The sequence below is a fragment of the Lentzea alba genome (genome assembly GCF_011067745.1).
Classification (GTDB): domain Bacteria; phylum Actinomycetota; class Actinomycetes; order Mycobacteriales; family Pseudonocardiaceae; genus Lentzea; species Lentzea alba.
The window spans coordinates 130,512-153,679 of record NZ_JAAMPJ010000011.1 but is presented as its reverse complement, the minus strand read 5'-3'; the positions used below and the strand labels follow the sequence as shown (position 1 = coordinate 153,679).

23 protein-coding genes and 1 tRNA gene are annotated in these 23,168 nt (G+C 68.8%); 8 read left to right on the top strand and 16 right to left on the bottom strand.

The window, feature by feature from the left end:
* Nucleotides 1-65: 65 nt before the first annotated feature.
* The 8 genes from G7043_RS33765 to G7043_RS33730 form a co-directional block, all read right to left on the bottom strand.
* Nucleotides 66-641, bottom strand: coding sequence for a M50 family metallopeptidase (locus tag G7043_RS33765; RefSeq protein ID WP_390828707.1), 576 nt, complete (start codon nt 639-641; stop codon nt 66-68).
* A 247-nt stretch (nt 642-888) separates the two neighbouring features.
* Nucleotides 889-1,536 carry a DUF4383 domain-containing protein gene (locus G7043_RS33760; RefSeq protein WP_166052706.1) on the bottom strand — a complete coding sequence of 216 codons (648 nt, stop codon included), beginning with the start codon at nt 1,534-1,536 and terminating at the stop codon, nt 889-891.
* A gap of 36 nt (nt 1,537-1,572) precedes the next feature.
* The gene (locus tag G7043_RS33755; RefSeq protein ID WP_166052705.1) at nt 1,573-1,875 is read right to left on the bottom strand and encodes a hypothetical protein; all 303 of its coding nucleotides are present in this window, start codon (nt 1,873-1,875) and stop codon (nt 1,573-1,575) included.
* A gap of 77 nt (nt 1,876-1,952) precedes the next feature.
* Nucleotides 1,953-2,384 (bottom strand): hypothetical protein, encoded by a 432-nt coding sequence (locus tag G7043_RS33750; protein ID WP_166052704.1) that lies wholly within the window; start codon nt 2,382-2,384, stop codon nt 1,953-1,955.
* 78 nt (nt 2,385-2,462) lie between these two features.
* Nucleotides 2,463-3,926: a LuxR C-terminal-related transcriptional regulator gene (locus G7043_RS50080; RefSeq protein WP_166052703.1), complete on the bottom strand. Its 1,464-nt coding sequence runs from the start codon at nt 3,924-3,926 to the stop codon at nt 2,463-2,465.
* 27 nt (nt 3,927-3,953) lie between these two features.
* The gene (locus G7043_RS33740; protein WP_166052702.1) at nt 3,954-4,616 is read right to left on the bottom strand and encodes an SAM-dependent methyltransferase; all 663 of its coding nucleotides are present in this window, start codon (nt 4,614-4,616) and stop codon (nt 3,954-3,956) included.
* A 119-nt stretch (nt 4,617-4,735) separates the two neighbouring features.
* Nucleotides 4,736-4,807, bottom strand: a tRNA-Glu gene (locus G7043_RS33735).
* 144 nt (nt 4,808-4,951) lie between these two features.
* Nucleotides 4,952-6,280: a PucR family transcriptional regulator gene (locus G7043_RS33730; RefSeq protein ID WP_166052701.1), complete on the bottom strand. Its 1,329-nt coding sequence runs from the start codon at nt 6,278-6,280 to the stop codon at nt 4,952-4,954.
* Between the two features lie 88 nt (nt 6,281-6,368).
* Here G7043_RS33730 and G7043_RS33725 point away from each other — a divergent pair, with 88 nt between their 5' ends.
* Genes G7043_RS33725 through G7043_RS33710 form a run of 4 tightly spaced genes read left to right on the top strand, consistent with a single transcriptional unit; the run spans nt 6,369 to nt 11,747 of the window.
* Nucleotides 6,369-7,814 (top strand): sodium:solute symporter, encoded by a 1,446-nt coding sequence (locus tag G7043_RS33725; RefSeq protein WP_166052699.1) that lies wholly within the window; start codon nt 6,369-6,371, stop codon nt 7,812-7,814.
* On the top strand, nt 7,811-8,749 hold the full coding sequence (gene speB, locus G7043_RS33720) for an agmatinase (protein ID WP_166052698.1): 939 nt from the start codon (nt 7,811-7,813) through the stop codon (nt 8,747-8,749). The genes G7043_RS33725 and speB overlap by 4 nt, the downstream gene beginning before the upstream one ends.
* A complete protein-coding gene (locus G7043_RS33715) occupies nt 8,746-10,362 on the top strand; it encodes a thiamine pyrophosphate-binding protein (RefSeq protein WP_166052697.1) in 1,617 nt (538 codons plus the stop codon). Before speB ends, G7043_RS33715 begins: the two co-directional genes overlap by 4 nt.
* A complete protein-coding gene (locus tag G7043_RS33710) occupies nt 10,359-11,747 on the top strand; it encodes an aminobutyraldehyde dehydrogenase (RefSeq protein ID WP_166052696.1) in 1,389 nt (462 codons plus the stop codon). The genes G7043_RS33715 and G7043_RS33710 overlap by 4 nt, the downstream gene beginning before the upstream one ends.
* Here G7043_RS33710 and G7043_RS33705 read toward each other — a convergent pair.
* Both G7043_RS33705 and G7043_RS33700 read right to left on the bottom strand, forming a co-directional pair.
* Nucleotides 11,722-12,510, bottom strand: a complete 789-nt coding sequence (locus tag G7043_RS33705) for an oxygenase MpaB family protein (protein WP_166052695.1) — start codon at nt 12,508-12,510, stop codon at nt 11,722-11,724. The genes G7043_RS33710 and G7043_RS33705 overlap by 26 nt on opposite strands.
* Before the next feature lie 55 nt (nt 12,511-12,565).
* Nucleotides 12,566-14,377 (bottom strand): penicillin acylase family protein, encoded by a 1,812-nt coding sequence (locus tag G7043_RS33700; RefSeq protein WP_166052694.1) that lies wholly within the window; start codon nt 14,375-14,377, stop codon nt 12,566-12,568.
* 86 nt (nt 14,378-14,463) lie between these two features.
* On the opposite strand from G7043_RS33700, the gene G7043_RS33695 reads away from it, so the two are divergent.
* Nucleotides 14,464-15,408: a zinc-binding dehydrogenase gene (locus tag G7043_RS33695; protein ID WP_166052693.1), complete on the top strand. Its 945-nt coding sequence runs from the start codon at nt 14,464-14,466 to the stop codon at nt 15,406-15,408.
* Here the strand turns inward: G7043_RS33695 and G7043_RS33690 are convergent.
* The 5 genes from G7043_RS33690 to G7043_RS33670 form a co-directional block, all read right to left on the bottom strand.
* Nucleotides 15,398-15,760, bottom strand: a complete 363-nt coding sequence (locus G7043_RS33690) for a hypothetical protein (protein ID WP_166052692.1) — start codon at nt 15,758-15,760, stop codon at nt 15,398-15,400. The genes G7043_RS33695 and G7043_RS33690 overlap by 11 nt on opposite strands.
* A gap of 55 nt (nt 15,761-15,815) precedes the next feature.
* On the bottom strand, nt 15,816-16,523 hold the full coding sequence (locus G7043_RS33685; RefSeq protein ID WP_166052691.1) for an anti-sigma factor family protein: 708 nt from the start codon (nt 16,521-16,523) through the stop codon (nt 15,816-15,818).
* The gene (locus G7043_RS33680; protein WP_086668280.1) at nt 16,520-17,071 is read right to left on the bottom strand and encodes a sigma-70 family RNA polymerase sigma factor; all 552 of its coding nucleotides are present in this window, start codon (nt 17,069-17,071) and stop codon (nt 16,520-16,522) included. Before G7043_RS33680 ends, G7043_RS33685 begins: the two co-directional genes overlap by 4 nt.
* 120 nt (nt 17,072-17,191) lie before the next feature.
* Entirely contained in the window at nt 17,192-18,115 is a 924-nt protein-coding gene (locus G7043_RS33675) for a DUF1996 domain-containing protein (RefSeq protein WP_313888199.1), read from the bottom strand.
* A gap of 133 nt (nt 18,116-18,248) precedes the next feature.
* Complete coding sequence (locus G7043_RS33670) at nt 18,249-18,758, bottom strand: hypothetical protein (RefSeq protein ID WP_166052690.1); 510 nt, start codon at nt 18,756-18,758, stop codon at nt 18,249-18,251.
* A gap of 249 nt (nt 18,759-19,007) precedes the next feature.
* Here G7043_RS33670 and G7043_RS33665 point away from each other — a divergent pair, with 249 nt between their 5' ends.
* From G7043_RS33665 to araD, 3 genes are read left to right on the top strand one after another with little or no spacing between them, the layout of a single operon-like run.
* Nucleotides 19,008-19,655, top strand: a complete 648-nt coding sequence (locus G7043_RS33665; RefSeq protein ID WP_242642964.1) for a GntR family transcriptional regulator — start codon at nt 19,008-19,010, stop codon at nt 19,653-19,655.
* Entirely contained in the window at nt 19,642-20,547 is a 906-nt protein-coding gene (locus tag G7043_RS33660) for a dihydrodipicolinate synthase family protein (RefSeq protein ID WP_166052689.1), read from the top strand. The genes G7043_RS33665 and G7043_RS33660 overlap by 14 nt, the downstream gene beginning before the upstream one ends.
* Nucleotides 20,544-22,265 (top strand): L-arabinonate dehydratase, encoded by a 1,722-nt coding sequence (araD, locus tag G7043_RS33655; RefSeq protein ID WP_166052688.1) that lies wholly within the window; start codon nt 20,544-20,546, stop codon nt 22,263-22,265. The genes G7043_RS33660 and araD overlap by 4 nt, the downstream gene beginning before the upstream one ends.
* Here araD and G7043_RS33650 read toward each other — a convergent pair.
* Nucleotides 22,227-23,105, bottom strand: coding sequence for an alpha/beta hydrolase family protein (locus G7043_RS33650; RefSeq protein WP_166052687.1), 879 nt, complete (start codon nt 23,103-23,105; stop codon nt 22,227-22,229). The genes araD and G7043_RS33650 overlap by 39 nt on opposite strands.
* Between the last annotated feature and the right edge of the window lie 63 nt (nt 23,106-23,168).

The following is a 23,168-nucleotide window of genomic DNA, read 5'->3' as shown; positions in this document are numbered from 1 at the left end:
CAAGCGCATGGTCGCCGCCCGCAAGGCGACCCCCCGCACGGTCGCGTCTCGCAACCGGCCCCGCGTCACCACCGCCCAAGCAACAACGCCCCACCCCCGACCAGCGCAGCAACGCTGACCACCCCGAACAACGTCACCCACCCCAACGCCGGCACCCCGGTCAACCAGGCCAACTGATCAGCATCCGACCGAGGAGCCTGCCTCCGCCACCGCTTGACCTGCAGCTCCCAAACCGGCCGAACCCCACCAAGCAGCAAAAACCAGGCAAACACGTACGCAGCGGTATCCCGGACCTCGGTGCTCGCGTAAAACGACACGAACAGGAACAACCCACCCGTGACGATGATCGACAACACCCCGAACACGTTGCGAATCATGATCAGCATGGCCGCGAGAAACCCGATGCTGATCCACAACATCAGCTGAATCTGCTCGTTCGTGATCAACACAGCCGCCCCGAACCCGAGCAACGAGGGAGCGACATACCCGGCCAGCGCGGTCAAGACCATCCCAGGCCCCCGAGGCTTCCCCCGGGAAACCGTGAGCCCACTGGTGTCGGAGTGCAACTTGATCCCGCTGAGCCGCCGCCCGGTGAGCACAGCGACCAACGCATGCCCACCCTCATGGGCGATGGTGATCACGTTGCGCGTGACTCTCCAGATCCCGTGCAACGCGACGGCGAGGAACGCGGCCAGCGCGGTCCCCCACGTGATCAGCACTTCGTGGGTCAGCAACTCAGAAGGCATCGCGACATCGAAACAGACGCCCTGTTAGAGCCGCATGTGGGCTCCAACAGGGCGCCTGAGCCGGACAGGGGGACCGTCCGGGGCTTGGCGAAAGGCACGTACGTACGCCCTGGACGTACCTACGTGCCTTTCGCCCCGAAAACTAGTGCTTGATCTTGTCCTTGCTCACCCGCTCGGTCTTCGGGTCGACCACGGCCTGCTCCTTCGTGATCGGCTCCCGCTCACGCGGGCTCACGGTCGGATCCATCTCCTCGATCCGGTGCTCGCGGGTGTCGCCAACACGGGTGTCGCGGGTGTCGTCGACACCGTCGAACGCCCTGGACCTCTGCTCCGGCAGCACCGGCTCCTCCTCCTCGATCAGCTTCCGCCGCGCGGGCAGCACCGCGAGCAGGAGGCCGAAGAGCGCGAGGCCGAGGTACAGCCAGTTGTCGTTGGTGTTGAGCGCCAACGGGTTGCCGAACTGCGACGCCGGGTTCTGGGCGAGGATGCCGGTGATCATCAGGCCCCACACGAAGATCGCGGCGCAACCGACGAACAGCAGCCACCCGTACAGCCGGGCGAGGCCCGACCCGAGAGCCATGAGCAGGCCGAGCACGCCGACGGCCACGAGCACCGTGTTGTGCAGCGGGTTCACCGAGAACCCGAGCACGAACGAGTGGGTGGCCCAGTCGCCGACCCCGGTGCGGGTGAAGCCCACGACGCCGAACACGATGAACGCGATGCCGGCCAGCGCGGCCAGAATCTGCACCGGTTGCAGACCGGCGACCTTGACAGTGACGCGGTGGGTCATGACGCCCTCCAGGCTCCATTCTTGTCGCCCGGCGGACTACCCCGCGCTGACCTCCGTCAAACCGTTCACGGACACGTCCGGCATGCCGTTGCGCACCGCGACGACGTTGCGCTTGCCGATGTGGACGACGCGCGCGCGTGCCGGGTTGACCAGGACCGTCATCTCGGCGTTCTGCTCGTTGTACGCGCGGACCTCGACCTGCGTGCCGCGGGCGGCGGCGTTGCGCAGGGCGGCGGCCAGCGTGTCCAGGTTCCAGGGTTTGACCAGGCGGAACTGGAACTCGTCCACGTGCAGCACGGCCCAGAGTTCGGTGTTGGTGGGTGGATCGATCGGATTCATCTGCACATCCCCCTCAGAGATGGACGGTGGGCTCCGGGAACGCCGCGCCCACCGCTCGGCGCCCCCGGAAGTAGTTGTTACGGCAGCTGGGTCACGACGTACGAGACCCGGTAGAACGCACCGGCGCCCGCGACGTCACGCTCCACCGAAGCCGCACGGCAGGGCGCGCGGAACGAGCCGATGACGGTGTCGATGGTGGGATCGTCTTCGACGACGGACACCGCCACGAAACCTCCGGGCGCGATGAACTCCGTGATCTGGTCGGGGTTCCCGAGCTCCGCGGCCTCTCTCGTCTGACCTTCGGTGAAGGTGCGGGTTCCGGTTCTCTCGTCACCGACTCGCAGGTAGATCTCGTCCGTGGGCGTCTCCTGCAGGTCGAGCGCCCGCACCTCCGTGATGCGCAGTTCGCACCCACCGGCCATGGCGACCTGTGCGTGCGACGTTCCCGCGGTGGCGGCGGCGATTGCGCCGGCAAGAGACATCACGGCTGCGACGCGCTTGAGGTTCATCTGGTTCTCCTTCAGCAGGGTTTCTGTTACCCCTCAAGGAAAACTCAGACGGCACCACCGGCACATCCAGAGCAATACCTAGGTTTGGTCGCGCGCGATCCGCGCCGCCTCCGACCGGTTGCCCGCGCCGAGCTTGGCGAGCACGTGCGACACGTGCAGCCCGACGGTCCGCACGCTCAGCACCAGCTCCGAGGCGATCTCCTTGTTGGTGCGGCCCCATCCCAGCAGCTCCAGCACGTCGCGCTCGCGCGGGGTCAGCGTGCCGAGCTGTGGTTTGTCCTCGTGCAGCAACGGAATCCGCTGCCTGCGGGCTTGTCGTTCGATCATCTTGGCCAGCGGCCGCGCGTCGAGCCGAAGCGCCGTGCGGTCGGCGTGACGCAGCGCTTCCGGTTCGCCACAACGGGTTCGTGCGTAGGCGGCCTGGTACGGCATCTTCAGCCGGTCCCAGTCGAGTGCGATCTCGGCCCAGGAATCACGTCCGGCCTCCGCGAACGCCACCCGGCGCCACACCTCGTCCTCCGGGCCGTGCGGCAACGGCAACCGGGCGAGCAGCTCCTGTTCCGTCGCTTCCGGATCATCGAGTCTGGTCACCCGGCCGGGCGCCGTCCGCAGATCACGCGCGGCGCCGAGACCTTCCACGCACAGCCGCAGCACCTCGCCGCGGGTCATCGCCTCCGGTGCGTCGGCCACGGTCTCGCGGCACAGTTCGACCGCCGCCCGGTACTGACCTTTCGCCCTGGCCGCAACGGCTCTGGCGTAGGTGCACTGGGCCGTGAACAACGCGTCCGGTCCGTCGATGATCTTCTCGGCTTCCTCGATCAGGTCGTCGGGATCCTGCCCGCGCAACGCCGCCGCTTCCGCCTTGCACAGCAGGATCCGCGCGGCCTTGTTGCCCGGAATCGAGTCCGGGACCTCCAGCTCGTCCAGCTCCTGCCACCGTCCGAGCGCGAACAGGCTGGCCGCGAGGTTGTAGCGGATCACCGCGCTGAACGTCGGCGCCATCCCCTGGATCCTGAGGCGCGTCAACGCTTCTTTGCCGATGCGCGCGCTGCGTTCGTGCCGCCCGGAACTGCCGAGCACGAAGGTCAGGTTGCCCACGGCCCTGGTGAGCTCACGGACGCAGCCGCTGCGATGCGCGGCCGTGCGCGCGTCCTCCAACGTGGCGATGCCGAGGTCGACATCCCCCAGGAACGCCTCGCACACACCCCGCACGCTCAACGCATAGGCGCGAACCGCATCGTCGTCCGTGTCCACGGAACCGGCGAGCGTCATCGCTTCGCGGTACTCGCCCTGCGACATGAGCCAGCTCGCCTCGGCGACCGCGACGCGCGCGACCATCTTCCCTTCGGCCAATCCCTTGGCCTCCAGCAACGTTTCGTGCGCGGCGGCCCGGTCACCCAGCACGAACTGGCAGTCCCACAACAGGTACAGCAGCTCGCAGCGGTCACCGGCACCGGCGAGCGCCTTGCGCAGCTCCAACGCCGCGTCTTCCGGCCTGCCCGCCCACCGCAACGCCTTCGCTCGCTCCAGCGCTTCCCGCACGTTCCTTAAGGAGGCGGGAAACCCGAGTCAGATACGGCCCTTGCGCCCGATGCTCGCGTACGCGCCCGGCACGACGATCGGCGCCTCGATCAACAGCCCTTCCATCAGCTGCTCGACCGGGGCCGGATGCGACACCACCAGGAACCCGCCCGCCGGCAACGCGTGCCGGTACCGACGCACCACCCGTCCCGGCCCGGTGGCGTCGTCGACGTACCTCAGGACGTCGACCATCAGCACCGCGTACGGCTCGCGCAGGTCGAGATGCGACATCACGCCCGGATGCCGCAGCACCTGCTCGGGACGGCGCAGGTCGGCCTCCACCGCGCACGTCCGCGGCTCGCCGCGCAGCAGCCCGCGCGCGAACGCCACCGTCACCGCGTCCGAGTCCACGTACACGACACGGGCGTCGGGCAGCGTCTGGTGCGTCGCACCGCACGTCGGGATGCCGGAACCGAGGTCGAGGAACTGGCGGACGCCCGCAGCCCAGCAGTGCCGGACGGCGTGCCGCAGGAACGTCCGCTGGGCTCGGGTGACGAGCGGCAGTTCCGGGTCGATCCGGACGGCCTGCTTGGCGAACGCCCGGTCGGCGGCGTAGTTGTGCGCGCCGCCGAGGTAGAAGTCGTGGATCCGCGCGGCGTTCGGCCGACGTACGTCGACCTCGTAGCGTGCGAAGGCGGGGACCGCTGCCATTCGCAGAGCGTAACTGGCGTCTAGACCATTCGGGCGAAGTTTTGCCAAGATTCTTTGGGTCCGTCTGACATCGACCCGTGGAGAGCGGGCCCAGTCCACCCCACGAAGACCGGGCCACGTAGCGCGTACGGGGATCGAACCCGTGTTTCCGGATTGAGAGTCCAGCGTCCTGACCACTAGACGAACACGCCAAACACGAGCACTGATACAAAATGCTCGCAAAAGTCAGAAAGAAAGCGAACTAGCAGCTCACAGCTTCGAGGGCGCTCCGGCCCATTCCTCTGCGGTAATCATGGAACAATGATGACCGAGCAGGCGCGGACATCGCAAAGCAATTAATCGAGCCACGTCAGCGCGAGCCACAGCGAGGCCCGCGCGTCGGCCGAGCCAAGATCACGACCGAGCAGCCGTTCGACGTGCGAGATTCGGTGCCGAACGCTGTTGCGGTGCACCCCGAGCGCGGCCGCGGCCCGGTCCCAGCTGCCGTGCTGCCCGAGCCAGGCGCGCAGGGTCTCGACCAGCTCGGGGCGTCCGAGCAGGGCGGCGAGCTCCCGGCGAGCGAACGCGCGGGCCGCCACCGGGTCGACCAACGACGAGAGTTCGGCCGCGGGGAACGCCGGCGAGCCGGTGGCCAGCGCTCGCGCCAACATCGCCGATGCCTCCTCAACGGCACTCGTGATGTCCGATTCCGACACCTCCGCGGACACCCCGACCGGACCGGACACCTCGAACCCCGCCGGCACCAGCGCCAGGAACCCGTCCTCCACCTTCGACACCAGCGGCCCGTACCGCTGCGCCAGCACGTCGTAGTCCGCCCGCGACTGTCCCGCCATCACCCGGTACGGGCCAGGCCCCAGCACGTTCCCGACTCCGGTCACCCGCGAGCGCAGCAACGCCGACGCCGCGAGCCGGGCGATCTGACCGCGTTCGCTCTCCAGGTCCCGGCGCAGCAGCCCGAGCAACGCGAGCGCGACCGCGACGACCGCCCGTTCGGCGGGTGACAGCGGCATCGATCGGCGCACCACGAGCACCGCGGACTCGACCGGGTCCAGCGTCACGTGGTCTTCACCCACCTGGGTCGAGGCCGAACGGGGCCCGGTGCCGGAGGCGACCCGTCGGGCCAGCGTTGCGACGTCTTCCGGCGCCGATGCGGGATCCACCAGATCGGCGCGGCAGTTCAGCACCACGGCCAGGGTCGTCAGCACCGACTCGACAGGACGGACGCGGGTGGCCGCGCGGGTCAGGGCGCGCTGGCTGTCCGCGAGCATCCGCTGTTCGCGCACGGCGATCTCCGCGAGCAGCGCGCCCAGCGCCTGGGAGACCGCGAGGAACGGCGTCGACGGCGGCACCTCCAGCAGCGGCATCCCCTGCGCCGCACACGCCTCCACCAGCGAAAGCGGCACCGTCGGGAACTCCGGTTCGACGCCGAACCCGATCGCCGACACCCCGGACGAGACCAGGCCGGCGACGTACGCGGGCACGTCCGACGGGAACCGCACCCCGGCCGTGAGCAGCAGCTCCTGCCCGACCAGGTACGGCGTCGGGTCCTCCAGCTCGGACACGTGCGCCCAGCGGATCGGCCGGTCCAGCCCGTCGGCTCCACACAGGACGGTCAGCCCGAGATCGACTCGCGCGACCAGGTCCTTGAGCGGGACGGTTTGCACAACCACAAGTCCAGGATTGTGCACAACGACCACTTATCAGCGCCAGTCCGCGTTCCTACTGTGACCTGCAACCCAAGGAGGTCCGACAGTGGCTCTCGACTACGCGGTGATCGCCGCCTACGTGCTCGGCATGCTCGGCATGGGCTGGTGGGGCATGCGCCGCGCCACCAGCAAGAGCGAGTACCTGGTCGCCGGACGCAGGCTCGGTTTCGGCATGTACTCCGGCACCATGTCCGCCGTCGTGCTCGGCGGCGCGTCGACCATCGGCGGTGTCGGGCTCGGCTACAAGTTCGGCATCTCCGGCGCCTGGATGGTGTTCGCCATCGGTCTCGGCATCCTGTTGCTCAGCGCGCTGTTCGCGCGCCGGATCGTGAAGCTGAAGGTCTACACCGTCTCCCAGATGCTCGACCTGCGCTACGGCGGCAACTCCAGCGCCATCTCCGGTCTGGTGATGGCGGCCTACACGCTGATGCTCACCGTCACGTCCACGATCGCGTACTCCACGATCTTCAACGTCCTCTTCGGACTGCCGAAGTCCGTCGGCGTGATCATCGGCGGCAGCATCGTGGTGCTGTACAGCGTTCTGGGCGGCATGTGGTCGATCACGCTCACCGACATCGTGCAGTTCGTCGTGAAGACGGTCGGCATCCTGTTCCTGCTGCTGCCGATCAGCCTCGCCACCGCGGGCGGCTTCGACGGCATCCGGGAACGCCTCGACGACCCGGCGATGTTCGACGTCGGCAACATCGGCGCGAGCACGATCGTCACCTACCTGCTGATCTACGTGTTCGGCCTGCTGATCGGCCAGGACATCTGGCAGCGCGTGTTCACCGCGAAGTCGCCGAAAGTCGCGACCTGGGGCGGCATCACCTCCGGCCTCTACTGCCTCGTCTACGCGGTCGCGGGTGCGTTGATCGGCCTCGCGGGCAAGGCGCTGTACCCCGACATCGTCAACTCCGACGAAGCGTTCGCGACGATCGTCGAGGGCCTGCTGCCGACCGGTGTGCGCGGCCTCGTGCTCGCCGCCGCGCTGGCCGCGATGATGTCGACCTCCTCTGGCGCCCTCATCGCCTGCGCCACGGTGGCGTCCAACGACATCTGGCGGCGCAAAGCCAAGGCTGGCCGCAACGCTGCTTCCGACGTCCACGACAACCGGATGTTCACGCTCGTGATCGGTGTCGTCGCGATCGCCATCGCGGTGGCTTTGAACGACGTCGTGGCCGCGTTGACCGTCGCCTACAACATCCTCGTCGGCGGGCTGCTGGTCGCGATCATCGGCGGTCTGGTGTGGAAGCGCGGCACCCGGCTCGGCGCGATGGTGTCGATGGCGGTCGGGTCGCTGACGGCCATCGGGTTCATGGTGTTCGTGGACGTGTACGCCAACGAAGCCATCTACTACAGCCTCGGCGCGTCGTTCGTGACGTACGTGGTGGTCAGCCTGGCCACCCCGGCGACGGATCCGGCCGTGCTCGCGCGGTGGGACCGTCGGGTCGCGGGGGAAGCAACCGAAGAAGAGGAACTGGTGAGCGCATGATCGGCCCCGTCGACTCCTCCCAGGTCCCGCGCTACGCGGGCCCGGCGACCTTCGCCCGGCTGCCCCGCCTGGACCAGGTGGCGCACGCCGACGTCGCGGTGGTGGGAGTCCCGTTCGACACCGGCGTCTCGTACCGGCCGGGTGCGCGGTTCGCGCCCTCGGCGGTGCGGGAGGCGTCCCGGCTGCTGCGGCCGTACCACCCCGGCCTGGACGTGTCGCCGTTCGAACGGATCCAGGTCGCGGACGGCGGGGACATCGCGGTCAACCCGTTCCACATCGGCGAGGCCATCGAGACGATCGAGGGCGCTGCTGCCGATCTGCAGCGCGACGGGACCCGGCTGGTGACCATCGGCGGTGACCACACGATCGCGTTGCCGTTGCTGCGGGCCGTTGCGCGGATCCACGGGCCGGTGGCGTTGCTGCACTTCGACGCGCACCTCGACACGTGGGACACCTACTTCGGCGAGCCGTACACACACGGGACGCCGTTCCGCCGCGCCGTCGAGGACGGGATCCTCGACACCGAGGCGATCTCGCACGTCGGCACGCGGGGTCCGTTGTACGGCAAGAAGGACCTCGAGGACGACCGGCGGCTCGGGTTCGGGATCGTGACTTCGTCGGACGTCATGCGGCGGGGCGTCGACGAGACCGTGGACGCGCTGCGGCAGCGGATCGGGTCGCGGCCGTTGTACGTGTCGATCGACATCGACGTGCTGGATCCGGCGCACGCTCCGGGTACCGGGACGCCGGAGGCCGGTGGGATGACCTCGCGGGAACTGCTGGAGATCCTGCGCGGGCTGCGGGGACTGAACCTGGTCGGGGCGGATGTCGTCGAGGTGGCGCCTGCTTACGACCACGCGGACATCACGTCCGTGGCAGCCTCGCACGTGGCGTACGACCTGGTGAGCTTGTTGTCTCTCAAGGAGGGACAGTGACCATCCGCAACGGTGGTGATGTGGTCGTCGAGACGCTCGAAGCGCTCGGCGCGCACACCGTCTTCGGCATCCCCGGTCAGCACGCGCTCGGGCTGTTCGACGCCCTTCGCCGGTCAGAACTGCGGTACGTCGGTTCGCGGACCGAGGTCAACGCCGCTTTCGCCGCCGACGGGCACGCGCGGATCACCGGCTCGGTGACGCCGTTGCTGGTGTCGACCGGCCCTGGCGCGCTGCAAACCCTGGCCGGGCTGCAGGAATCCGCCGCCGCCTCGGCGCCGGTGCTGGGGATCTCGTCGCAGATCCCGTCCGCCGGACTCGGTGGGGTGCGGGGTGGGTACCTGCACGAGCTGACCGATCAGCTGGCGTCGTTCCGGGACGTCGTCAAGCACGCTCGGGTGGTGCGGCACGCGTCGCAGATCCCGTCCGCGCTGGCCGAGTCGTGGGAGATCGCGCTGACCGCGCCGTTCGGACCGGTGTGGGTCGAGATCCCGCAGGACGTGTTGCTCGGGCCGGCGGCCATCCCACCCGTGGCGTCGGTTTCCTGGTCCGTGCGGGAACTGCACCCGCGGGCGGAGCTGGTCGCCGAGGCGGTTCGGTTGCTGAACGAGGCTTCCCGGCCGGTGATCCTCGCCGGCGGTGGCGCTGCCGGGGCCGCGGACGAGCTGCTGGAGCTGGCCGAGAAGCTGCGGGCGCCGGTCGTGACGACGTTCGGCGGCAAGGGCAACTTCCCCTGGGACCACCCGCTTTCCGCGCAGTCGTGGCTGGAGGACTGGCACACCACCGAGTTCCTCGCCTCCGCCGACGTGCTGCTCGTCGTCGGGTCCGGGCTGGGCGAGCTGTCCAGCAACTACCGGACCTTCCGCCCCACCGGTCAGGTCGTCCAGATCGAGGCCGACCTGGGCAAGCTGGAGTCGAACTACCCGGCACTCGGCATCCACGCCGATGCCCGCCACGCGGTGCGCGCCTTGACCTCCGGCGTGACGGCACGGGCGGTGGACGGCGTCTCCGAGTCGCTCGTCAGCAGGCTGCTGGAACTGGTGCGGGCGCGACTCGACGGGCAGGGGCTCGACCTGGAGCAGCAAGTGCTCGATGCGCTGCGATCGGCGGTACCCGACGGCACGCCGACCTGCTGGGACATGACGATCCTGGCGTACTGGGCCTGGTCGGCGTGGGATCCCCGTGGTGGGGCGCACTTCTCGGCCCAGGGCGCCGGTGGGCTCGGGTACGGCTTCCCGGCCGCGCTCGGAGTCGCCGCGGCGGTGGACGGGCCGGTGCTCGCGGTGTCCGGGGACGGCGGCGCGATGTACGGGATCTCGGAACTGGCCACGGCCGCCCAGCACGGTTCGCGGGTAGTGTGGCTGATCGTCGACGACGGCGGTTACGGCATCCTGCGCGAGTACATGTCCGACGCGTTCGGCCAGGCCACCGCCACCGAGCTGGCCCGGCCCGACTTCGTGGCGCTCGCCGAGGCGTTCGGTGTGCCCGCCACCCGCAGCACGCCCGAGTCGCTGCGCGAAGATCTCGCCAAGGCGTTCGCCGGGGACGGCCCGCACGTGGTGGTGCTGCCCGCGGTGTTGCGCATGTTCGCCCCGACGCATCTGGAGCACACGTGACCGTCGCGAACTTCGTCAACGGCGCTTCGGCGTCCGCCGAGGAGACCTCGGCGTTGATCGATCCCACGACCGGCGAGGAGTTCGGCCGCGCCGTCGTCTCCCGTGCCGCCGAGGTCGACGCGGCGGTGCGCGCAGCGGAGGCCGCCTTCCCCGCGTGGTCCCGCACGACCCCCGGCGAACGCCAGCTGGCGTTGCTGAAACTCGCGGACCTGCTGGAGGCCAACGCGGAAGCGGTCGCCGACGCGGAGGTCCGCGAGACCGGCAAGATCCGCTCGGTGGTGCTCGGCGACGAGATTGCGCAGTGCGTGGACCAGATCCGGTTCTTCGCCGGTGCCGCCCGTGCGCTGGGCACCGCCGCCGCGGGTGAGTACCTCCCCGGTGCCACCTCGTACCAGCGGCGTGAGGCGGTCGGTGTGATCGCGCAGATCACGCCGTGGAACTACCCGCTGATGATGGCCGTGTGGAAGATCGCCCCTGCGCTCGCGGCCGGCAACACCGTCGTGCTCAAGCCCGCCGACACCACGCCGTCGTCGGCCGTGCTGCTGGCCACGCTCGCCGCGCAGGTGCTGCCGGCGGGCGTGTTCAACGTCGTGCTGGGCGACCGGGACACCGGCCGGTTGCTGGTCGAACACCCCGTGCCGGCGATGGTGTCGCTGACCGGCTCGACGCGGGCCGGCGTCGAGGTGGCTCGCAGCGCGGCCGCGACCGTGAAGCGCACGCATCTCGAACTCGGTGGCAACGCGCCGGTTCTGGTGTTCGACGACGTCGACGTGACGGCCGCGGCGGAAGGCATCGTCGGCGCCGCCTTCTACAACGCGGGCCAGGACTGCACCGCCGCGACCCGTGTGCTGGTGCACTCGGGCGTGCACGACGAGTTCGTGGCGGCGCTGACGAAGGCGGCGTCCGCGTCCGTGCCGGGGCAGGACTTCGGTCCGTTGAACAGCAAGGCTCAGCTCGACCGCGTGCTCGGGCTGCTCGGCAGGTCTTCCGGAACCGTCCACTGTGGAGGAAAGCAGCACGGTTCGGCCGGTTTCTTCCTGGAGCCCACCGTGATCTCCGGGCTCGGGCAGGAAGACGAGCTGGTCCAGGAAGAAGCGTTCGCGCCGGTGATCACCGTGCAGTCGTTCGCGACCGACGACGAGGCGATCGCGCTGGCCAACGGTGTGCCGCAAGGACTCGCGTCGTCGGTCTGGACCCGTGACACGGGTCGGGTCGCGGCACTGACGGCACGGCTCGACTTCGGCATCGTGTGGGTCAACACGCACGGCCTGGTGACGTCCGAGATGCCGCACGGCGGGTTCGGCGCCTCGGGCTACGGCAAGGATCTCTCGATGCACGGACTTGAGGACTACACGCGCGTCAAGCACGTGATGATCGCGCACTGACCATCGCGCGGTACGGCATCGGGTAGTGCAGCAGGCGGGTCGGGACGATCGCGGAGACCAACCGGATCGTCCTGATCCACCGGCCCAGCCTGCGCTCGTCGCCGTCCGTCCACTCCAGACCGAGCTTGGTCCGCAACACCGGCGGCAGCGTGCCGACCGCGAAGTCCGGCAGCACCCGTGCCGCGACGGGCCGCACGAACGGCCAGAGCACGCTCGGCAGGTGCTCGCCTCCCGGCGCCCGGCCGGTCCGCAGTGCGAAGGCCTCCAACAGGCCCGGCACGCCGTCGGTGCGGGTCAGCTGGGTTTCGATCACCTCGTCCACGTACTCCCGCAACGCCACGAGGTCGCTCGGCATCGTCCTGATGCCGAGCGACCTGCCGGTGTCGCGCCACTCCCGGTACAGCCGTGCTTCGTGGATCGCGGGCAGCCGGGGCCGCAGCAGCCGGTACGCCGTGAGCAGCGAGTCGAAGCTGGTGGCGTGCACCCAGCGGAACAGCTCCTCGTCCGCGCCGGGGATCGAGGCGTGGGTGCGCTTCAGCCGTTCCGCCTCGGGTGCGGCCAGCTCGCCACCGAACAACCGCAGCTGCGACGAGGTGATCGTCCGCGAAAGCCGGGCGAACGGGTCGGCGCGGTAGCCGTCGTTCACCGCGGCGGCGATCACCGGGTGGGCGACCTGCATCAGCACCGCCCTGCCCAGCACCACCAGCTCGAACCGGGTGTACCAGCCGAGCCGCCACGTCACCGACTCCGGTCCCAGCGTCACGACCATGATCATCCCGCGCGCCGAGCCGTCCGACGATGATCATTACCTGATCGAGTTACCGGCAGAGTGCTCCCTTCTGCCACTTCTTGGCCGAGTAGAGATCGGGACGTGAGGGCGCCATCAGCGTGTACGCGGTCGGGCACGCCTTGTCCGTGTACTCGACCGCGAAGATGAAGCTCGACCCGTCCGAGACCTCCTGGCGCTGCCAGTCCATGTTGATCAGGTTGTAGACGCCGGACGACCCGGGACCGCCGTGCAGCGGGATCTTCCTGCCGTTCCGCACGACGTACTGGACCTCCCCCAACGGCTGGTGGATCTTCGGCCCGAGCTCGCGCACCACCTCGTCGAACGCCTGCTCGGTACCGCCCTTCGCGAACCACCGGTCGAACAGCAACGCCCCCACACTGCCGATCTCGTTGCGGCGGTCCCACTTCCTGAGTACCTCACACTCCTTTCGCGTGCACGGCATCTGGTCGAGGAACATCTCGGCCGCCGTGTTCCTGTTCTCCAGCACCAGCTTCTGCATGGTTGCCGCGTCGTACCGGCCGAGGTGGCGCGGGATCTCCTCGAGCCCGAACGACGTGCGCATGTTCGCCACGCTCTCGTCGCCGAACACCCGCGGGAACCCGGTGAGCGGTTTGTCGGCCCGCACGAACGCGTGCGTGGAGTTGGAGTTCGTCGCGTAGGTGTCGCTTTCGATCCACGGCATCTTGTCCATCGGCAGCAATCCCGGCTTGCACCGCGACCGCGTGCCGTCGACGATCGCGACGCTGTTGCGTTTGAGGAACTCCTGGTCCACCACGCACTCGTCGGCCACGTCCGGCACGACCTGGATGCCCGCGTAGAGCGTCTTGCCGCGCTTGTCCGCCGCCACGACGTTGGTGCGCACCGTGCCGCCGTGCCGGTCGAGGCTCGCCTTGAGGTCCGCCGTGGTCCGCGCTTCCAGGAACCCGGCCGTCGCGTTCACCGCCGCCAGCCGGTCGGCCGCGCCGTCGGTGACCGCGTAGGCCTCGGTCTCGGTCCACGGCAACTCGGTCATCTCGTGGCCGGTGAGGTGCGGGTTCGTGCGGATGAGCCGGGTGACCGGCCCGTAGCGGGTGTCCCAGTGGGTGCCGCGGTCGATCATCTTCTCCGGCCTGCCGTCGACCAGGTAGGTGTACCGGTCGACGAGCTTCAGCTTCGTCAGCGAGTAGCTCGCCGCCGTGGACACCGTGGCCGACCACGCGACGCCGCGGTTGTATCCGTTGAAGACAACGGGAATGCCGAGCAGCATCGCGCCGTCGACGTCCACCTTGCCCGGAATGGTCAGCCGCGCGTGCCAGAACGAGATCATGCCGTTCCACGGCACGTGCGGGTTCCCGAGCAGCACGCCCTTCCCTCCGTTGGTACCCCTCGAACCAACGGCGATGGTGTTGCTGCCCCGCTCCTTGTAAGGCTTCGGCTGAGGCCAGATGCCTTCGTACGCGCGGAAGATCCCCTCGTTGAACGCCACGTAGTTGAACCGGTAGAGCTCGGCCTCGCTGATCTGCCGGTTGCACTTCGGGTGCGTCGCGGCGTAACGGTTGTAGCCCTGCACGTAGCCGGCGAACAGGTCGCGGACCTGCTGGGTCGGCCCGATCGGCGGCGGTTGCGCGACTATCCCCTCGACCACCCTCCTCTTCTCGAGATCTCGGAACTGCGGGTCGGCGGCGAAGCCGGTGAACAGCTCGGCGAGCTCGCACAGGCGTGCCTCGGCCTGCCCGAACCCGATGCCCTCCCCCAGACCGCGGTAGCCGGCCGCGACGACGTGCGGCACCTGCTCCGGCTCGGCCTGCGCGACGGGCGCCGACGTGACCAGGAGGAGGCTCGCGATGACGGTTTTCCACACGACCGTGTTTTTAGCACACTCGTGTCATAAACCGCCAGTGCACATGCCTTGACCTCCAGTTAGGTGGAGTTCATAGCGTCGCGGGCATGTTCGCGATTCGGCAGTACGAGTTCGGCCCGGCTTCGAACCTCCTGCACGAAGAGGTCCCCGACCCGGAGCCCACCACCGGCCAGGTCCGCATCACCGTGGCGGCCACCGGTGTCCACCTCGTCGACACCACCATCCGCAAGGGCGGCTTCGGCCCTGTCGACTTCCCGATGACGCCGGGCCGCGAGGTCGCCGGTGTCGTCACGGCACTCGGCGACGACGTCTCCCCCGACTGGCTCGGCCGCCGCGCCGTCGCGCACCTCGGCCAGGCAGGAGGCGGTTACGCCGAACTCGCCGTCGCCAACGTGACCGCACTGCACGCGCTGCCGGACGAAGTGTCGTTCGAGGCGGCGGTCGCCATGATCGGCACCGGCCGCACGGTCGTCGGAGTGCTCGACGCGGCACGGTTGACCTCGGACGACGTCGTGCTGGTGACGTCGGCGGCCGGCGGCATGGGCGCACTCTTCGTGCAGGAGGCGCGCAACGTCGGCGCGCGGGTCATCGGGCTCGCGAGCGGTGAGAAGCTCGACCACGTGATGGCCAACGGTGCGGACGCCGCCATCGACTACACCCGGCCGGACTGGGCGGACGGGATCAAGGACATGACCGTGGTGCTCGACGGCGTCGGCGGCGAGGCGGGGGCGCAGGCGTTGAAGACGCTGGGGCCGGGCGGGCGGCAGATCATCTACGGCTGGGCGTCCGGGGAGATGACGCAGATCAGCACGCCGGCGTTGTTCGCCAACAGCCTCACCGCGACCGTCGCGCTCGGGCCGGGGCTGATGCGGCGCGGAATCCGGGCGCTGGAGGACGAGTCGATGGCGGGGCTGGCGAGCGGGCGGTTCGTACCGTTGATCAACCCGCCGTTCGCGCTGCGAGACGCCGCGAAGGCGCACGAGGCGCTGGAATCCCGTGCCACCGTGGGAAAAGTGGTGCTCAAGCCGTGACACCGGAGGAGCCGGCCCAGCGATCGGCCATGCCGACGAGCTCGTCGATCATGTGGTGCACGGCCGCGTTCCGGGCCACCGCGGCCGGTTGCTCCGCCTCGATGGCGTCCTTCAGCTCCTCGCGGACGACCCGCACGATCTCGGCCCCCTGGTCCGGGGTGTAGTAGGTCAACGCGAGCCAGGCGTAGCCGCCCTTCAGGAACTCGCGCAGCAGACCGGCCAGCTCGTCGTCACGGACGCGGTCCGCGAGCACTTCGACGACCCAGACGAACACACCACGCGACGGGTTCCACGTCTCGTCCTCGTGGCCCGCGGGCGGCTCGTGGTGGTCGATGATGAAAATGGCCGACATGGGGAACACGGTAATGGGGCCGTCCGAAGTGGACGACCCCATCACCTCCCCTCGGTCACGCCTGGACCGGCACCTCGACGAACTTCTTGCCCGCGAAGTTCTCGACCACGACCGACTGCACGTCGGCCGGTGCCACGAGCGCGGAACCGTCGAGATTCGTGCCCTCGGCGGCGCCCTTCTTGGACACCACCCAGGAGCCCGCTTCCTGCCGGCTGCCGTCCTTCGCCACGACGAAGATCCGGCACTTCTCGCCCTCGGGAATGCCGCTGATCGACATGTTCGTCCGCACCCAGCCCGCGGCGGGGACGACCTTCACGGTCATCGACGCCTTGGTCACCGGGTCGGTGAAGGTGGCGAGCTTGGTACCCGTCGGATCCGGTGCGACCGTCGGAGTGGGAAGGGCTACCTCCGCATCGGGCGAAGTGGCCTTGCCGACGAAGACACCGGCGCCGAGCACCAGCGCGGCCACCACGGCCGCCGCGGCGCCGAGAGCGAACTGACGACGTCGGGCGACGCCGCCGCGTTCGCTGCGCACCTGGCGCAAGGTGCGCTGCAACAACAGATCGCCGCCCTCTGGCGGCCCGTCCAGCATGGCCTCCGGCGGCACCTCACCGAGGTAGGCCTCCATCGCCCGTAGTTCGTCGAGCTCGCGCGTGCAGTCAGGGCAGGACGCCAAGTGCTCGTCCATGGCGTGCACCTCCTGCTCGTCCAGTGCTCCGAGAACATAGGCACCGAGCAGCTGCGGGTCGTGCTGCGTGGTCATCCGGCCACCCCCTTCAGTGCGACCTGTTGACCGACGAACGTCTCCCTCAGGGCTCGCAACGCGTAATACGATCTTGATTTAACCGTGCCCGGTGGTACCCCGAGCGCCTGCGCCGCCTCCGTCACACTGCGACCGCGGAAGTAGATCTCCATCAGCACGTCGCGGTGGTCCGAGGACAACCTGTCGAGCGCTTCCAGCACCACCACCGAGTCGACGACCTGGTCGGCGTGGTCCCGCTCGATCGGTGGCGTCGCCGGAGACTCGGCCACCTCCTGCGGGCGCGCCGCCTTGGCGCGCACCCGGTCGGTGACGATGTTGCGCGCCACCGTGAGCAACCAGCCGCGCACCGATCCCTTGCCGTTCACGAGGGCGTCGGGATGGCGCCACGCTCGGACGAGGGTCTCCTGGACCACGTCCTCGGCAGCCGCCCGATCACCGGTCAACCGCGTCGCGTACGCCAGCAGTGCCCGACCGTGCTCCTCGTAGAGCGACCGGATCAGTGCCTCGTCGGCCGCGGTCTCCCGTTTGCGGGAGAACAAAGCCGCCATCCACCCACTCCTCCCCGCCCGCGAACACCTCGTGCGGGCGTTCTCTTTCCCAGACCTCAGCCGACACACGAGCAGAGACGGGCTTCGGTTCAACGAAAGTCGAATAAAGATCTGGGGATGTTAGCGGGAGCGGTTGAGCTGCCGGACGACTTCACTCATCAACGCCTCCGGCATCACGTTGATGAACATCGCGTGGTCGGTCGCCGGGTCCCGCATCTCCTCGGGAAAACTGTCGATCGCGAACGGACGGCCCGCCGGGATGTCGTAGCCGACCGTGACGTGCAGCCGCGGGATCGGGAACGTCTTGGGCGGGCACGCGCCGCTCACCAGCGGAAAGACCACGTGGGTGCGGTGCGAAGCGCTGTCGGTGTTGTTGCCGTCCCAGCAGCTGCCGAAGTCGTAGCTGCGCACCGTGGTGGCGTTTCCGCACAACGGGTATTTCGTCGTGTAGCGGCCTGGTTTGTCCGCACAACCCCACCGCGCCCGCGTGTTCGGGCCGTGGTCGTTGGTGAACGCGCTCGGATCGCCGGTGATCAGGCGCAGAAACCGCGGCATCGGCAGCACACCGCTCACCGGATTGCCGTCGTACCGGATTTCCACGCTCTTCGGCTTGAGCACCTCACCGGTGTTGCCGTGCAGCCCGCCACCGTCGGCGTGCGCGTCGTGGCCCGCGCGGTCGGTCAGGCGCAGCACCGGCCAGTAGTACGTGGAGAGGTCGCCCTTCTCGCACGTGGTGGGCGCTGCCGCGAGAGAGGCGTTCGTCGACCTCGCGTCGGCGGACTTGTTGCCCACGTACTCGTGTGTGTGGTGCGCGCCGAACGGGATGCCCGGCGAGACGACCGGGTTGTCCGCGTTGAGGTGCCGCTCCTCGTTGGTGCCGCACTGGATGACGACGCTCGGCGTGTCCGGCTCGGTCAGCACCTGGTCGAGCTCGCTGACGTACTGGTCAGCGTTGTAGGTCCCGTACAACACCGCAGCGGAGGCCCCGATGACGAGGACCACGACCGCCGCGACCACCAGGGTCATCGGTTTGTTCGGGGCCACGGCTACAGCTTGCCAAGCCGCATGCCGAGCCCCAAGGGGGGTGTCTCAGATCGAGCGCTCACCTTGGCTCCACGAGGTTGATGGGGGGAGCTTTCATCAACCTCAGGTTGATGAAAGCTCCCCCCATCAAGAGCTAGTTCGCGGTCACCAGCGGCTGGTGATCGTGGTTCACCACGCTGACCCCGGCCACGTCGCCGGCCCGCACCATCGCGGACCCGGCCAGGGTCACCTCACCGTCGTGCGCCCTCCACGAGCCGGCGGTGAACGTCCTTCCGTCCTTCGTGTGCACGACGAGCCAGCAGGCTTCCCCGTCCTGCATGCCGTCGACCGTGGCGACCAGCCTGAGGCCGCCCTCGGTGTCGGTGACCTTCACGGCCAGGTGCGCTCCGGCCGGCGAGGTCCCCTGCAGGACCGCAGCCACGTCGTCCACGCCGCCGACCCCCATGCCCTGGCCCATCCAGACGCCCCCAGCGAGCACTCCGGCGACCATGAAGGTCGAGGTCAGGGCCGTGATGCGGCCTCGGCGGCGCACGGCCTGATGTCTTTCCTCGCGGACCGTGCCCAGCGTGCGCCGCAGCAGGTGGTCCGCGTTCTGCGGAGGCCCGTCCAGCGCGGCCTCCGGTGGCAGTTCTTCCATCAGCATGTGTCGATCTCGTTCAACTCGTTGGTGCCCAGGGACGTTCGGTGCCATGCGCTGGCGGACGCGGCAATGGACACGGTCACGCGGAACGATGCACTCAATTTTCTCCATCTCCGGTCCCCGCGTACTTGCGGTGACCGACACCTTCAAAACGAGTGCGCGAGAGAGTTGGTTCAATCCAGATACAACGAGGTTGCACAGCCCACAGAAGACGCTTGACCTGGGCCTCCGGAGGCTCCTAGGGTCTCATATATGATGTATGACCGGGTGGAAGCGCCTCCTGCGTCGCGCACCGACTTTGTTCTGGAATCGATCAAAGAAGCGATTCTCAACGGAAAGCTGAAACCCGGTCAGGCGCTCGTGGAAACGGATCTCGCCGCCGCGCTCAAGGTCTCGAAGACGCCGGTGCGCGAGGCACTCAAGACGCTCGCCGGGTCCGGACTCGTCGTCATGAGCCCGTACAAAGGCGCCGCGGTCCGCACCGTCGACGCCGCGATGGCCGGCTCCGTCTACGACGTGCGCATGCTGATGGAGCCCGAGGCGTTGCGCCGCGCGGTTCTGCTGGGCGCGTCCTTCGACGAGGCGGCACTGGCGCTGCGGGACGTGGGCGACCTCGCTGCGCGCTCGCTGGCCAACCGCCGCTTCCACCGCGCGCTGTACGCCGGGTGCGGCAACCCGTTGATGATCGAGATCCTGGACGGGTTGCGCGACCAGGCCGCGCTGATCACCGTCGCCGGCTGGGGCATCTGTCCGACCTGGGACGACGAGGCCGCCGAACACCGCGCGATCCTCGCCGCCGCCGTCGCGGGCGAGGGCGACCTCGCGTTCGAACTCCTCCGCCGCCACATCCAGACCTTCGCCGACCGAGTAGTTGAGGAGCTTCCCGATGGCGTTCGATGACCTCTCCGAACAGCTCGCGTCCGTCGTGGCGATCACCGTCACGCCGTTCGACGCCGACGGTGCGATCGACGAGAAGAACTACGCCGCGATCGTGGACCGGATGGTGGAGGGCGGCGTCTCGGTCGTCACGCCGAACGGCAACACGAGCGAGTTCTACACGCTGTCGTCCGCCGAGACCGAGCGCGCTCTGTCCATCACCGTGGACACCGTCGGGGACCGGGCCGCGATCGTGGCGGGCGTCGGGCACGACGTCGCGTCGGCGGTGACGGCCGCTCGGTTCGCTGATCGGGCCGGCGCTCAGGGCATCATGATCCACCAGCCGGTGCATCCGTACGTGTCGCTGGACGGGTGGGTCGACTACCACCGGGCGATCGCGTCTTCGGTGCCCGAGCTGAGCGTGATCCTGTACGTGCGCAACCCGCGGATCGGGGGCGCGCAGATCGCGGCGTTGGCGGATTCCTGCCCGAACGTCGTGGGCGTCAAGTACGCGGTACCGGATCCGGTTCGCTTCGCCGCGGTGGCACGGGATGCCGGGCTTGATCGGCTGACCTGGGTCGCGGGGCTGGCCGAGCTGTCGGCGCCTGGCTATTTCGCGGTGGGGGCGACGGGGTTCACGTCCGGGCTGGCGAACGTGGCGCCGCAGCTGTCGGTGCAGATGTTCCGTTCCCTGCAGGCCGGGGAGTTCGGGGCGGCGATGGAGTTCTGGGAGTTCATCCGGAAGTTCGAGGAGCTGCGGGCGTTGAACGAGTCCGCGAACAACGTGTCCGTGGTGAAGGAAGCGTTGGCACAGCTGGGGTTGTGCCGCCGGGACGTGCGGCCGCCGGCTTCGCTGCTGGCCGAGGCTGATCGGTCGGCTGTTGGCGTGCTGCTGAACTCGTGGAGCCTGCTGTGAAGCCTTCCCAAAACAAACTTCGCAGCGCGGAGTGGTTCGAGGGCGAAGGGCTGCGGGCGTACTCGCACAACGCCCGGATGCGTCAGCTCGGGATGAACCCCGCCGAGCACCTGGGCAAGCCGGTCATCGCGATCCTGAACACGTGGAGCGGCATCAACCCGTGCCACATGCACCTGCGCGAGCGGGCCCAGCAGGTCGAGCGCGGGGTGTGGGAGGCCGGCGGACATCCGTTGGAGTTTCCGGTTTCCACGCTGTCGGAGACGTACCAGAAGCCGACACCCATGCTGTACCGGAACATGCTGTCGATGGAGACCGAGGAGATCCTCCGGTCGTACCCGGTCGACGGCTGCGTGTTGATGGGTGGCTGCGACAAGACCACGCCAGCGTTGCTGATGGGCGCCGCTTCCGCCGGTCTACCCACGGTTTTCGTGCCCGCCGGGCCGATGCTGCGCGGCAACTGGCGCGGCCAGAAGCTCGCGTCCGGCACCGACATGTGGCGATTCTGGGACGAGAAGCGCGCGGGGACGATCTCGGGGGCCGACTGGGCGGAGATCCAGTCCGGGCTGGCCCGCTCCCCCGGCACGTGCATGACGATGGGCACGGCGTCGACGATGACCGCGGCGGCGGAGGCGTTGGGCCTCACTTTGCCTGGTGCGTCGTCGATTCCGGCCGTCGACTCGGCGCACTACCGGATGGCGGCCGCGGCGGGGACGCGGGTCGTCGAGATGGTGCGCGAGGGGTTGACGATCGGTGACGTGCTGTCCGCGGAGGCGTACGAGGACGCGATCCGGACCGTGCTGGCGCTGGGCGGGTCCACCAACTCCTACATCCACCTGATCGCGATGGCCGGGCGGTCGCAGATCCCGTTGTCGCTGGACGACTTCGACCGGTTGTCGCGCGAGGTGCCGGTGCTGGCGTCCGTGCAGCCCGCCGGCGAGCACCTGATGGAGGACTTCTACTACGCGGGCGGGCTGCGCGGACTGCTGTCGCGGTTGCGGGAAACGTTGCACCTCAACCGGATCACGGTGACCGGGCGGACGTTCGGCGAAGACCTCGAAGGTGCCGAGGTCTTCGACTCGTCGGTGATTCGTGCTGTGGACGACCCCATTTCTGCCGAGGGCGGGCTGGCCGTTCTGCGCGGGAACCTGGCGCCGGACGGTGCGGTGATCAAGTACGTCGCCGCGGAACCCGCGTTGTGGAAGCACACCGGACCCGCCGTGGTTTTCCACGGCTACAAGGATTTGCTGGCACGGATCAACTCGCCGGACCTGGAGGTCACGCGCGACTCGGTGATCGTGCTCGCCGGCGGAGGCCCCAAGGGCGGGCCCGGCATGCCGGAATACGGGATGCTGCCGATCCCGGACAAGCTGCTGCGCGAGGGCGTCCGGGACATGGTGCGCGTGTCGGACGCGCGGATGAGCGGAACTTCTTACGGCGCATGCGTTCTGCACGTCGCCCCGGAGGCGCACGTGGGCGGTCCGCTGGCGTTGGTGCGCGACGGCGACCTCGTGACGTTGGACGTCTCAGAACGCGTGTTGCGGGTCGAGATCTCCGACGAGGAGATGGCCCGGCGTCGGGCTGCCTGGATCGAGCCGCCGCCGAAGTTCGAACGCGGTTACGGCGCTTTGTACTACGAGCACATCACGCAGGCCAACGAGGGCTGCGACTTCGAGTTCCTGTCACGGCCGGGAGTCAACCCGGAACCCAACGCCCACTGAGGCCTGCTGCCAGTCAGCCGTCCCGAGCAGCTGACTGCGCAGGTAGGCCGTGGTCAGCTGTTGCACGGTCGCGACCCGCTCCGGGCTCTCGTCCGTGGTCTCGGCGACGTCGTAGCCGGAGACGCCACCGAACCCGTGTTCGGCGCCTTCGAGCACGAGCAGGTCCTTCGGGCCGGGCGACAGGTGGTACGGGTCCATGTGCCACTCGGGCCCGTTGGTCGTGAGGTGCTCCGAGCCGTCCTTGTCGCCCGCGACGACGAGGGTCGGGGTGGTCATGTCCGCGAAGTTGGGGCTCAGCATGAACGAGTAGTGCTCCTTGACGACGTCGGTGAGCCCGTCGCCGCGGCCGGTCGAGCCGAGCAGCACGCCCGCCTTGATCCGCTCGTCCTTGAGGCTGACGCCCTCGGTCGTCATGCCCAGCAACAGGCTCGCGGTGTGCCCGCCCATGGAGTGGCCGACCACCGCGATCTTGGTGTGGTCGAGCCGGTTCTGCAGCTGCGGCACGGCCTTCTCGATCTCGTCGAGCCGGTCGATGATCGCCGACATGTCCTCGGCCCTGGAGCGCCAGTACATCGGCGCGCCGGGGGTGTCGGCGGGGAGGGTGATCGTGCGGGAGCTCAGGTGCGTCGGCTGCAGGACGACGAAGCCCTGCTCGGCCCAGTGGTTCGCGAGCGGCGCGTAGCCGTTCAGCGAGGAGAGGTGGTTCGAGTAGCCCTGGCCGTGGGACAGCAGGATGATCGGCAGCCCGGTGCCCTCGGTCGGCGCGCTGACTTTCAACTGCAGGTCAACAGGCCTTCCGGGGATTTCGAGCACGACAGGACTAACCGTGAAGACGGTCATGACGTTCCCTTCGGGTAAGCTCGTCGCTTAAGTGGAGCGACGTTCCGGAACGATACGGAGCAC